Genomic DNA, 12,117 nt, shown 5'->3' on the forward strand with positions numbered 1-12,117 from the left:
CTGCTCGCGCGCCGCGCCGCCGACGCCGCGTCGATCGACGAGACGTTCGCGCCGGTCGCACGGCTCCTCGACGATGTCGTCATCGCGGCCCAGGAGGCCGGCCGCGCCGCATCCGATTACCTTGACGGCATGACGCACGACCCGCGCGAGCTCGAACACATCGACGAGCGCCTGGAGACGGTCCGCCGCCTCGCAAAAAAATACGGCGGCTCGCTTGCCGACGTGCTCGCCGAGCGCGCCCGCGCGGCCGACGAACGCGCGTCGCTCGGCAACCTCGACGCCGCGATCAAATCCGCGGATGACGCCGCCGCCCGCGCCGAAAAGGAACTCGCCGGCGCCGCCGCTGGATTATCGAAGGACCGCCGCGCCGCCGCGAAAAAGCTCGCCAAATCCATCGACGCGGAACTGGCCGACATGGCCATGAACGGCGCGCATTTCGACGTCGCCTTCATCGCCGTCCCCGACGGCGCGGGCCTCCTTCTCGGCGATCGCCGCGACGTCGGTCAGAGCCGCGACCGTCAGGGAGCGGGTGGTCCCGACCTGACACTAACCCGCGTCGAATCCACCGGCGCCGAGCGCGCGGAATTCCTCCTCGCCGCCAATCCCGGCGAACCCGCGCGCCCGCTCGCTCGCGTCGCCTCCGGCGGCGAACTCTCGCGCGTCATGCTCGCGATCAAGAACTCGCTTGCCCGGGCCTTCCACGTGCCGACGCTGATCTTCGACGAGGTCGATCAGGGCCTTGGCGGCGCTCAGGCCGAAGTGGTCGGACGCAAGCTCGCGTCCGTCGCGCAAAACCACCAGGTCCTCTGCATCACGCACCTGCCGCGCATCGCGGGCCTGGCCGACCGCCACCTCGTCGTCGCCAAAGAGCAGGCCGGCGGACGCACCGTCACGCGCGTGCGCGAGGTCGCGAAAGCCGAGCGCGAGGACGAACTCGCCCGCATGGTCGGCGGCGTCACGATCACAAATGCCGACCGCGCCGCCGCGCGCGAAATGCTCGCCCCGTCGCAATCGCGCGTGTCCGCGCCGGAAAAAAAACGCGCGCCGCGGCAAGCAAAGGGCGGTTAGGTTATCCGCGGACAAACAAAAAAGGGCCGCCCCGAAAGACCGCCCTCAACGTGTCCAAAATCGCCCGCCCCTCCGAACGGTCCCTTGCGATTCCCTATTTTCTATTTCCTGTTTCCTACTTTCTCGTCTTCGGATCCCTCGGATCCCGCACGTCCTCCGGGTTCCCGATCCAGTGCCGCATCTCGGCGCAGAAGAACCGGAAGTTGCGAAAAACCGGGTGTTCGAGCGCGGGCGGCGCCGGTTCGGCGGTCGGCTCGTCGGCCGCGGCCATCGCCTCGGCAAGCCTTGATTTGTCCTCCGGCGCGGGCACGATGTGGCTCGTCTTCAGGCCGATCGCGAACTGGCCCTCGCCGCAGGTGATCGCCTCGGACTGCGTGCCCTCGCCGTAAATATTCGCGCTTGCGTTCGTCTCGACCGGCCAATATCGCCGGCAGATCGCGCGGATGCCCGTCACGTTCTGGCGATCCTCGGTGTACGCCTCCGCGCCCGCGAGGAAAAAGCCCGTGTCGCACGAATCGACGTACGTGCGGCCCGTCTCGCTCGTGACGTTCATCCCCACGCGCTCGTTCGAGTAGATCTCATTCGGATCGCGGCACGCGAGCCCAAGGCCCATCAGCGCGGTCTTGCCGTCTTGCGTGTCCACATGCGCGATCAGGCTGTTGGCCACCTGCCCGTCGGGGCAAAGATGATTGCGGTCGCAGAACTCCTCGACGCCGTCGCCCTCCTTGCCCGGCAGGCACGGCGCGCCCGCGCGATAGGAGAGGGTGGCCTGCTTGGTCACGAGATAAAGCTGCCCGCGCATCGACTCGGCAAAGGCCACCGCCGCGAGCGCGACAAACAACCCGCCGATCGCAAGCGCGATCCACACGCGGCGCCCCGCATGCGCATCTCGCGTTCCCGGAGACGAACCGCGAGAGCTTGTCCTGAGCGTAGCCGAAGGATCAGGGAGCGGGCCTCGCGCGGCGCGCGGCAAGAAAAATTCACGATTTCGCGTCATGGAAAAAGACTCCGTGGAACGGCGCCGTCGAAAGATCGCCGCAAAGCTCGCCAAAGCCCGCCTACATAAACAGCCGCGCCAAATCGCGTCAAGCCGCGTTTCACCCTGGGAACGCCGAACCCCAGTTCGGCCCAAAAGTCCGCCGAGTGTGAGCCCGGCCCTGGGAACGCCGAACCCCTTCTGAGCGCAGGCGAAGGATCGGCAATCCCGGGACCGCGGGCTGCTCGCCCGCTTGGAGACACGCCCCCGCCGCCTCGGTTCAACCATCCTCGTCTCCCCGACGCACTTTCAAATACCACGCCCGCGTCTCGCCGAACCGGCCGCTTCCTGGGACCGCAGGTGTCCTCACCTGCTTCGAATGCGATTTGCCGGCTCGAACGCGACCGCGCACTCCGCGGCGCTCCGTTTGCGGCACTGACATCGCAACGACCGCGCCATTTCGCGCCACCGCGCGCCATCTTCCCCCTTGCGTCACGGCAAGCCGCTCTTTGACCCCCCACGCACCCGGTCAGTTCGCGATGGGTAGCGGGGCGCATTCCGCGCCCGCGAGCTAGGCGTCGGAACATGGCAAAACGCGGATGCGGCGCCGGCCGCCACGATTTCCACGCGGGATTTCATCGACGCACGTGCGTCAAATGCGGATACGCCGAGCGCGTTCGCTGCGGCGACGGCCTGTGGGTCGTCGAGCCGGCGGGCGCGCGAAACATCGTCTGCGGCTTTTTCGAGCCCCTTCCACACGCGACCCTGACCGCCCTTTGGAATCAGTACCGCCTGGATGCCGGCTATTGCGCGCGCGACCCGATCATCCTCGCCGAGCGCCACCCGCCGCGCTGGTTCGCACGCCTTGTCGTCGGAGTCCGCCGTGATTGAAAAATCCTATCTCGCCATCTGGGAGCGCGTCCGAAACCGCATCGAGACGATGCCGATCGAGGACGGCAAGCGCGAGGACCTCGAGCTCATCACGCGCCTGCTCGAACGCGCCCAGAAAGGCGAAACCGCCCTCGCCGAATCCGGCGAGGACCAGGTCGTCGTCGTCAACATTGCCATCCCCGGAATCGGCTGACCCCAAATTTCTCCGTGCTCTCCGTGTACCGCATAATCAAAGCGTCCAACACACGATGATCAATCTCTTCGCCAACTACCGCCCGCATGCCGGGCAGCGCGAGCTTCACGCCGCCGGCACGCGTTTTGTCGCGGTTTGCGCGGGCGTGCGTTCGGGCAAGACCTACGGCGCCGCGCGCGAGTTTCTGCGCCGCGTGTTCGCCGACCGATTCTGGAAACGCGGGCCGCTGCACTACTGGGCCGTCGCCCCGACCTACGACCTCTGCACCGTCGCCGAACGCGAGATCCTCGCCGTGCTGCGCGCCGCGTCGCCCCGCCTTTTGAAAGCGTATTCAAAAACCGAGCGACGCATCGAGCTTCTCGGCGGCATCGTCATCGAGATGAAAAGCGCGCACCGCCCCGAGTGGCTCGTCGGCGTCGGCCTCGACGGCCTGTGGATCGACGAGGCCGCGCGCGTCGATCCGGACGCGTGGAAGGGGCAGTTGCGCATGCGCCTGTCCGACCGCGAGGGGTTCGGCGTTTTTTCGACCACCCCGCTTGCCCGCAACTGGTTCCACGAGGAAATCTGGCGCGCCGGCATGCCGGGCGACGCAAAAAAGCAGCCCTCCTACACCAGCGTCCACTTCACCACCGCGCAAAATACGGCGCTGCCGCACCTCGCGCGCGAGGTCGAAGCCGCGCGCCTCGAATTGCCCGCGCGCTACTTCGCGCGCGAATACCTGGCGAGCTTCGACGCCTTCGTCGGCCAGATCTACGAGGAGTTCGACCGCCGCGTCCACCTCGCGACGCCCGCCGACCTGCCCGCCGCGTTCGCCGAGACGCGCGTCGGCGTGGACTGGGGCTACCGCAATCCCGGCGCGATGATCGTCGTCGCCCGTGACGGCGACGGCACGTGGTGGGTGCTCGACGAAATCGTCCGCGCCGGCCTGCCGATCCGCGCCGCAACGGACGCGATTTCCAATCCGCGGACGAACGCGGAAGCTGCAATGCGATTCCATTCCCAATTCCCAATTCGCAATTCCGAATTTGAAGGTGCGTCGTGGCTCGAAATCGCTTGCGTCCTTGCGGAAAAATATCACCCGTCGATGTTCCTGTGCGATCCGTCGCGACCGGAGCACATTCGGGCATTGCGCGCCGAGGGCCTTCCCGCCCGCGCCGCCAAAAACGAGGTTGCCGCCGGCATCCAGACCGTCGCCACGCTCCTGCACGTGCCGGCGCTCGCGAACATGCAATCCGATCACCTCACCATCTCCGCGTCCTCCGCCTCTCCGCGTGAACAAAATTCAATTCCCATCGGCCCGCGCCTCCGCGTGAGTGAACGATGCACGCACCTTCTCTCCGAGCTGCCCGCCTACCGCTGGCGAAACGACGACGCCGCCTCCGAGGAGCCCGAAAAGCGCGACGACCACGCCCTCGACGCGCTCCGCTACGCCCTCCACCACAACACGCACCGCCCCGCGTTTTGGTGAGTTGATGGCGGCCGCGACGGAGCCGCGCGCGTAAGCAAGCGGCCTCCCCGTACTCCATGCGAGATGGCCACTTGGAAAAGCCGCCGGGCTTCCCCTCCCGACAGCCGGCTCGCCACTTCGAAGCGGGCGACCGCTCCCTGACGGTCGCGGCTCTGTTCGCTCCGCGTCCTCGGTGTCTCCTCCGTGTCCTCCGTTTCTCCTCCGTGCCCTCCGTGTTCCGTAGACTTGCGATTCCGCGACGACCTTCCAGCCTTTCCGGCTTTCAGTCTTTCAGCCTCTTGTTCTTCCAGCCTTGACCCCCTTCCTCCCCCTCGATAACGTCCCGGAAACTCCCCCGGAGGTGCCCATGACCCTTGCGCGCCAGGCCTCGTTCATCGCGGCGGCGATCGTCGTTTTCGCGCTTGCGGCGCCCGGCGCGGCGCACGCGGAGCTTGAGCCGGCCCGGGTCGGATTCGGCAACCTCACCATCGGCGGCCTCTTGCAGGTCGGCCTCAATTACTACATCGGCGACGAGATCCTCGAGACCGTCGACGCGGACCTTGACGGCGACGGCGCGATCGACGCCGGCGAGCGCAACATCCGCGCCGCGGTCGATCGCGAATCCGACCTCGAATTCGTCATCCGCCGCGCGCGCCTCACCTTCCGGGGCAACGTCGTGGACGACCGCGTCGGCTACTTCCTCCAGATGGAGCTCGCCGACGAAGCCGGCCCGCGCACGCTCGACGCGCTGATGGCGTTTTCCTACATCCCGTACACGTCGATCGCGTTCGGGCGCTACAACCCCCGGTTCACCTACTGGAACCCGATGTTCAAGGGAAACACCTTTCTCGTCCGCCTGCCGCAGATGAACGACTGGCTCGGCGTGCAGCGCCAGACCGGCGCGCAGGTCTCCGTCTCGCACAAATACGTCGATGTCGATTTCGGCGCGACGAACGGCCGCCAGGAAATCAGCCTCGCCCTCAATCCCTTCGATCGCGGCGGCGCGCCCCTTGGCACGAACACGCAAGACCAGTGGGACGACGAGAACACCGCCAAGGACGTCTACGGTTCGCTCGCCGTCAAGCCGATCGACGGCCTGCGCCTGTTCGGCGGCTACTGGTACGGCACCCCGCTCGACTACTTCGAGGTGAAGGAAGGCGAGAAGGAAGAGCACAACGCGCGCGTCGGCATCGCCAACGCCGGCCTCGTCTACCTCTCGCAAGTCGGTCTGAACGTCTTCGCCGAGGGCATGTACGAGCAGGTGCGTTTCGACAACAGCCCGTCCGACGATCCCAACGGCGAACGCCCCGACGACACCTTCGAATACGACACGGCCTCCTGGTACGCCATGCTCGCTTTCAACTTCAAGAATCAGGGCGTGCCCCTTGAACTCGTCGCGCGATACGACTGGCTCGACCCCGACCTCACGAACGACGCGGATACGCACGGCGACGAAGACGAAATCACGCACATCACCGCGGGCCTCAACTATTACATCGAGTCCTACTACGCGATGCTGTCCGTGAACTATGTTTACAAAGCCGAGGCCTACGAGGTGATGAACAAAAAACTCGCCGACACGCAGACCGGCATCGCCGACGACGAGCTACTCTTCCAGACGCAAATCGCTTTCTAGCGAGGATCGAGGATCGACCGAGTCCCTTGCCGGGAGCGCAGGCGTCCCGCCTGCTTCGAATTTTCCCCCCGGGACCGCAGGTGTCCTCACCTGCTTCGATTCAACCGCGCTCTTCCCGCCGCGCCCCCAAATAACGCGCTCGCATTTTCCCGCGTCGGCTCCTCCCCGGGACCGCAGGTGTCCTCACCTGCTTCGAAGGTGATTTGCCGGCGCGGACGCAACCGCGCACTCCGCTTCGCTCCGTTTGCGGCCCTGACACCGCCCCTGGGACCGCGGGCCGCTGGCCCGCTTATACGCCAAACCCGATCCCGGAAGCTCCGTCTCGGAGCGTGGCGCGCTTCGAACCGTAAGCCGGCCCGCATGGCCACCCGCCCGGTTTTCGGGTAAACAGTCGCCATCGTTTTACCGATACCTGTGGGGATGGGAATCGTGCGTTCCAGCTTTGATGCCCGCCGCGCCCGCGCGCCGCGTTTCGCGATTTTGGCGCTCGCGTGCGCGCTCGTCTTCGCCGCCGCGTGCGACGTCGATCCCGGCGCTCGCCCGGTTGACGCGGCGTCGACCGTCGCGGGCTTGACCGCGCCGGGCGGCGGCGATGCCCCCGCGCGGCTTATCACCGATTTCCTCATCGACATCGACGATCGCGCCCTGGGCGTGGACACGCGCGCCGATGGACCCGGCGAGGCCGCGCGCCTGCGGCCGGTCGCCATCGAAGGCGGCGCGCTCGGCGCGCGCGACGAGATTTTCCTGCCGCTGTTTGACGATGCGCAATTCCTCGCGTTGGGTGAGCGCGTCGTTCGGCGCGGCCCGCGCGATTTCACCTGGTTTGGGCGCGTGGCCGGCGAGGAAATCTCGCACGTCGTGCTCGTCGTGAGGGACGGGCGCGTCACCGGCAACATCGGCGCGGGCGGCGCGCTCTATCAGATCCGCCCGCGTTTCGACGGCCTGCACGACGTCATCGAGGTCGACGGCGCCGCGTTCCCCGAATGCGAAACCGGACCGGCGCACGAGGTCATCGCGCCGGCCGATACCGCTGCCGCCGCGCCGCCGGTCGGCTCGGTGGACGACGGCTCCCTGGTCGACGTACTCGTCGCCTACACCCCCGCCGCCGCGGGCGCCGTACCCGACATCGGCGCGGTCATCCAGTTAGCCGTCGACGAAACAAACCAGGGGTACGAGGACAGCGGCGTCAATCACCGCCTGCGCCTCGTGGGCACGGCTGAGACCGCCTACACCGAGTCCACGCTCGACATGTCGATCGACCTCGCGCGCCTGCGATTCAAGAACGACGGCAACATGGACGAGCTTCACGCGCTGCGGGATACGCTCTTCGCCGATCTCGTCGTGCTCATCTCGAACACCGGCAGCGGCTGCGGCATCGCCTACATCATGTCGGTCATCTCGCCCGGTTTCGAGGACTCCGGCTTCTCCGTCACCAAGCTCTCGTGCGCGACCGGCAACTACACGTTTGGGCACGAGATCGGCCACAACATGTCGGCGCGCCACGACCGATACGTCGATGACACCGACAATTTCCCGTACAAATACAATCACGGTTACGTCGACGAGGCCGCGGGCTGGCGCACGGTGATGGCCTACAACACGCGGTGCACCGACAACGGCGGAAGCTGCACGCGCATCCTGCGCTGGTCGAATCCCGACGGCATCCATGACGGCCGCGTCACCGGCATCGTCGAGGGCGATCCCGAAGCGGCGGACAACCGCAAGACGCTCAACAACACCGCGTTCACCACCGCGAACTTCCGCGTCGTCCCGACCACGACCACCACGACGACCACCACGACGACCACCACCACGACGACCACGACAACTTCTACGACCACAACCACGACCACGACCACCACGACGACGAGCACTTCGACGTCTACTTCGACGAGCACTTCGACTTCGACCACGACGCAGCCGACGACAACGACGACAAGCACAAGCACGACAACCACAACGTCTACATCGACATCGACAACGACGAGTACGACGACGACCACGACAACGTCGTCATCGACAACGACGAGCACCACGACAACAACCACAAGCACAACGACAACGTCTTCATCGACGACGACATCGACAACAACCACAAGCACATCTTCAACGACGACAACGACGACAACGTCTTCGACGACAACTCAACCATCCACCACGACCACCACGACATCGACGACGACCACCACGACGATCCCCGGCGATGACGACGACGCCACCGACGACGATACCGCGGACGACGATACGGACGACGATATGGACGACGACGCGGATGACGACACGGGCGACGACGGCCTGCCCGACGACGACACGGACGACACCGGCGGCTCGCCGTTCCCGGACGATGACGACACGGGCGGCGACGACGACGCCTCCTCCGACGACGACACCGACCTCCTCCCGGACGCCGGTGCCGAGCGCAAGAACGACGACGAAGCAAGCTGCGGCTGCGGCTGCTGACCCTGAGTCCGCCGAGCGCCAGCTCGGCCTTGCGAACGCCGTCTCGCCGCCGCGCCCCCAAATACCACGCGCGCCCTTCGACTCGCGCGGCCCCTCCCCGGGACCGCAGGTGTCCTCACCTGCTTCGAAAACAAGCCTCCCCCCACGCGCCGCGACGCCTTCAGAATCCGTGAAATCGGTGTAATCTATGGATTCACCCCTCCGGAAAGGAATCGTTTTGCCGAAAACCGACCAGCCCGGCACCTCCGCCGTTCTCTCGCTCGTCATCCCCGGCGTCGGTCAGATCTACAACGGCGACTTCTGGCGCGGCATCTTCTGGCTCGTCATCACGCCCGGCTTCTGGATCGGCACCGGCGGCGCACTCGGTTGGGTTTGCCATCTCGTCGCCGCCTACACCGCCTACGACCGCGCCCGCGACAAATTGCAAGGCGGTTTGTGATTGACGAATGACGAATGGGCTTGCGATGGGCATTCCCATTTCCCAATTGGTCTGATTTCATTTCGGCGCCGTTTCCGCTAAAATTTACCGCCATTTTTGAACGGACCGCGCGCCCGGCGCGTCCATGAATTCGGGACGAAGGTAGCCAGTTGCATCCAATCCTGTTCTCCATCGGCGACACGGATATCCACTTCTTCCAGGTGTTCTTCCCGCTGACGCTGCTGTTTGGCGCCGTCGCCTCCACGCGCCGCGCCGCGAGGGAAGGCTTCAACCCGGAACTCATCCTCACGATGCTCGTGTGGACCGTCATCGGCCTCATGGTCGGCGCGCGCTTCATCGACGTGATCGTCCACCCCGGCACGTACCTCGCGGACCCCTCCCGGCTTTTCAACCGCAGGCAGGGCATCGTCATGTACGGCGGATACCTCGGCGCCATGGCCGGCACGTATGGCTATGTCCGTTACAAAAAACACCCTTTTTTGCCGCTCATGGATATCGCCGCGACGTACTTCGGCCTCGGCCTCGCCATCCATCGGACCTTCGCCTGCTTCATGGCGGGCTGCTGCTACGGCGAGCCGACCTCGCTTCCCTGGGGGGTCGTTTTTCCCGACGGATCGCGCCCGGACAAGGTCTGGGGCGCGCAGCCGCTCCATCCGACGCAGCTTTACGAGGCGTTTTTCGGCCTTTGCATGTTTGCCACGGTGATGATCTATCGCGAGAAAAAGCGAAACCGCATCTACGGCGAGCTGTTCGCGATCCAGCTTGCGATGTACGGCGTCGGCCGCTTCGCCATTGAATCCGTGCGCGGCGACGTCAGCCGGGGCACCTTCGGACCCCTCTCGACAAGCCAGTGGATCAGCGTCGCCATGATTGGCGCCGCCGCCGGGCTCGCGATATACTGCGTCCGCCAAAAACGGCGGATTCGCGATGGCCGAATCAAGCCGGAGGGGGTCGTTTATCGCGCCCCCGCAACGGTGTAGGAGCACTCCGCCGGGGTGCGATGTGTTGGATCGCGATGTGTAGGAGCACCCCTCCGGGGTGCGTTCATAGGAGCCGATTTGGAATTCATCCTCGCCAAGACCGCCGGCTTTTGCTGGGGCGTGCGCCTGGCGCTGAACAAAACCCTCGAGGTCGACGTCGGCAAGGAAGGCAAGGTCACCACCCTCGGGCCGCTTGTCCATAACCCGCAGGTGGTTGATCTGCTTTCGCACCGCGACGTGCACACCGCAAAAGACGTCATCGATGTCGACGGCGGGCTTGCCATCATCCGGTCGCACGGCGTTTCGCCGCAGGTTTATGCCGAGCTCGAACAGCGCGCCGACAAGATCCTCGACAACACCTGCCCCATCGTGAAGCGCGTGCAGAAGGCCGTCGGCGCTTACGCGCGCAAGGGGCATTTCGTCGTCATCTACGGCGAGGAGCACCACGCCGAGGTGCTCGGCATCATCGGATACGCGGGCGAGAACAACTACCTCATCATCGAGGGCGAGCACGAGCTCGACAAAATCCCCCCGGACCGGCCGTTCATCCTCGTGACGCAAACCACCACCAACGTCCAGGAATGGCAGCGCATCATGGCGACCGCGCGCGAGCGCTTCGGCGACCGCGTCGTCATCCGCGACACCATGTGCGACGCGACCACGGAGCGGCAGTCCGACATCCTCGAGATCTGCGGCCAGGTCGAGGCGATGATCGTCATCGGCGGAAAGAACTCCGGCAACACGCAGCGCCTCGCGCAGATCGCGCGCGAGGAATTCAACCTGCCGACGTGGCACATCGAAACGGAAGACGAGCTGATCGGCGTGGACTTCACGCCCTACGCGCGGGTCGGCGTCACCGCCGGCGCCAGCACGCCTTCCTGGTCGATCGACCGCGTCATGGCGTATCTGAAAACGCTCGAGGACGAGAGCAAATCGCCCGTGCTCGCCAAGGCCAAGCGCGTGCTCGAAACGCTCGCCGTCACCAGCGTCTTCACGAGCTTCGCCGCCGGCGCGCTTTGTTACGTGGCGGCGAGCCTCCAGGGCGTGCCGTTCGCCGCGTCGTTTTTCTGGCTCGTGTTCTGCTACGTGTTCTCGATGCACGTCCTGAACCGCTTCACCGAAAAAACGCTCGACCAGTTCCGCGACGATCCCAAGCGCGCGCGCTTCTACGAAAAGCACACCGCCCTCATGAAAGGCGCGGGCGTCGTGTCGGCCGCGGTCGCCATCGGCATCAGCATCGCGATGGGCGTGCTGCCGTTCCTTCTGATCCTCACCGCAAGCGTGCTCGGCCTGCTCTACTCCGTGCGCGTCGTGCCGCGCCGCTTCGCGAAGGTGCGTTTCCGCCGGCTCAAGGACATCGCGGCCAGCAAGAACTTCTTCGTCGCCTCCGCTTGGGCGATGGTCACGGTCTTCCCGCTGTTTTTCCTCGCCGAGCATCGCGACCTGCCCGCCACGCTCGCGACGTTCCTGTTCCTGTTCCTGGCCACCGGCATGCGTTCGGTCATCGTGGACCTTACGGACATGAACGCCGATCGCCTGGTCGGCCGCGAGACGATTCCGCTCGTTTACGGCGAAAAGAAAACCGCCCAGGGGCTCAAATACGCGGCCGGCTCGCTCGCCGCGCTTCTCGTCCTTTCCGCCGTCACGGGCATCCTCCCGCCGCTCGCGGGCCTGTTCGGCCTGTGGGTTGCCGGCGAGGCGTATTATTTCCATCGCCGCGGCTACAACCTCGAAAAGGTCAGCGTCGTCCGCCGCGACCTCGTCGTCGACGGCCACTTCGTCCTCGCCGGCCTTATCGCCATCGCCTGGACCCTCGCCGGCCTCGCGTAGCGGCGCCGGCCTGCGCCGTCAGAGCCGCAAACGCAGCCGCCCCGCTCCGAGCGGGGCGGCGAAGTGCGCGGTCGACCCCGCCCCGGCATCACCGCCTTCGCCTGCCTTTTTGCTGGCTCGTTGCCAACCGCGCACTCCGCTGCGCTCCGTTTGCGGCCCTGACACCGGCGCGTACGCGACCGCGTACTCCGCTACGC

At 65.9% G+C, this 12,117-nt stretch carries 10 protein-coding genes; 9 read left to right on the forward strand and 1 reads right to left on the reverse strand.

Going from position 1 to position 12,117, the window contains the following annotated elements; all coding sequences use genetic code 11:
• A partial coding sequence (locus K8I61_11175; GenBank protein MBZ0272589.1) for a DNA repair protein RecN occupies positions 1-1,068 on the forward strand: 1,068 nt, incomplete at its 5' end.
• Positions 1,069-1,183: 115 nt separating this feature from the next.
• Here the strand turns inward: K8I61_11175 and K8I61_11180 are convergent.
• Positions 1,184-1,936 (reverse strand): hypothetical protein, encoded by a 753-nt coding sequence (locus K8I61_11180; protein ID MBZ0272590.1) that lies wholly within the window; start codon positions 1,934-1,936, stop codon positions 1,184-1,186.
• Positions 1,937-2,629: 693 nt separating this feature from the next.
• Between K8I61_11180 and K8I61_11185 the strand changes: the two genes are divergently transcribed.
• The 8 genes from K8I61_11185 (at position 2,630) to ispH (ending at position 11,920) form a co-directional block, all read left to right on the forward strand.
• Positions 2,630-2,935 carry a hypothetical protein gene (locus K8I61_11185; protein ID MBZ0272591.1) on the forward strand — a complete coding sequence of 102 codons (306 nt, stop codon included), beginning with the start codon at positions 2,630-2,632 and terminating at the stop codon, positions 2,933-2,935.
• Positions 2,928-3,128: a hypothetical protein gene (locus tag K8I61_11190; GenBank protein MBZ0272592.1), complete on the forward strand. Its 201-nt coding sequence runs from the start codon at positions 2,928-2,930 to the stop codon at positions 3,126-3,128. The genes K8I61_11185 and K8I61_11190 overlap by 8 nt, the downstream gene beginning before the upstream one ends.
• Before the next feature lie 55 nt (positions 3,129-3,183).
• Positions 3,184-4,596: a terminase family protein gene (locus K8I61_11195; protein ID MBZ0272593.1), complete on the forward strand. Its 1,413-nt coding sequence runs from the start codon at positions 3,184-3,186 to the stop codon at positions 4,594-4,596.
• Positions 4,597-4,942: 346 nt separating this feature from the next.
• Positions 4,943-6,211 (forward strand): hypothetical protein, encoded by a 1,269-nt coding sequence (locus K8I61_11200; GenBank protein ID MBZ0272594.1) that lies wholly within the window; start codon positions 4,943-4,945, stop codon positions 6,209-6,211.
• Between the two features lie 429 nt (positions 6,212-6,640).
• The gene (locus tag K8I61_11205; GenBank protein MBZ0272595.1) at positions 6,641-8,671 is read left to right on the forward strand and encodes a zinc-dependent metalloprotease; all 2,031 of its coding nucleotides are present in this window, start codon (positions 6,641-6,643) and stop codon (positions 8,669-8,671) included.
• Between the two features lie 187 nt (positions 8,672-8,858).
• Entirely contained in the window at positions 8,859-9,110 is a 252-nt protein-coding gene (locus tag K8I61_11210) for a hypothetical protein (protein ID MBZ0272596.1), read from the forward strand.
• A gap of 149 nt (positions 9,111-9,259) precedes the next feature.
• Positions 9,260-10,090, forward strand: coding sequence for a prolipoprotein diacylglyceryl transferase (lgt, locus tag K8I61_11215; protein ID MBZ0272597.1), 831 nt, complete (start codon positions 9,260-9,262; stop codon positions 10,088-10,090).
• Between the two features lie 78 nt (positions 10,091-10,168).
• Positions 10,169-11,920: a 4-hydroxy-3-methylbut-2-enyl diphosphate reductase gene (gene ispH / locus K8I61_11220; GenBank protein ID MBZ0272598.1), complete on the forward strand. Its 1,752-nt coding sequence runs from the start codon at positions 10,169-10,171 to the stop codon at positions 11,918-11,920.
• Positions 11,921-12,117 lie beyond the last annotated feature (197 nt).

This window comes from bacterium, from assembly GCA_019912885.1.
Classification (GTDB): Bacteria; Lernaellota; Lernaellaia; order JACKCT01; family JACKCT01; genus JAIOHV01.

Excerpts from the sequence above, each read along its gene's own strand:
- K8I61_11200 (MBZ0272594.1), top strand. The coding sequence starts at position 4,943 with ATGACCCTTGCGCGCCAGGCCTCGTTCATCGCGGCGGCGATCGTCGTT.
- K8I61_11185 (MBZ0272591.1), top strand. The coding sequence starts at position 2,630 with ATGGCAAAACGCGGATGCGGCGCCGGCCGCCACGATTTCCACGCGGGA.
- K8I61_11210 (MBZ0272596.1), top strand. The coding sequence starts at position 8,859 with ATGGATTCACCCCTCCGGAAAGGAATCGTTTTGCCGAAAACCGACCAG.
- K8I61_11195 (MBZ0272593.1), top strand. The coding sequence starts at position 3,184 with ATGATCAATCTCTTCGCCAACTACCGCCCGCATGCCGGGCAGCGCGAG.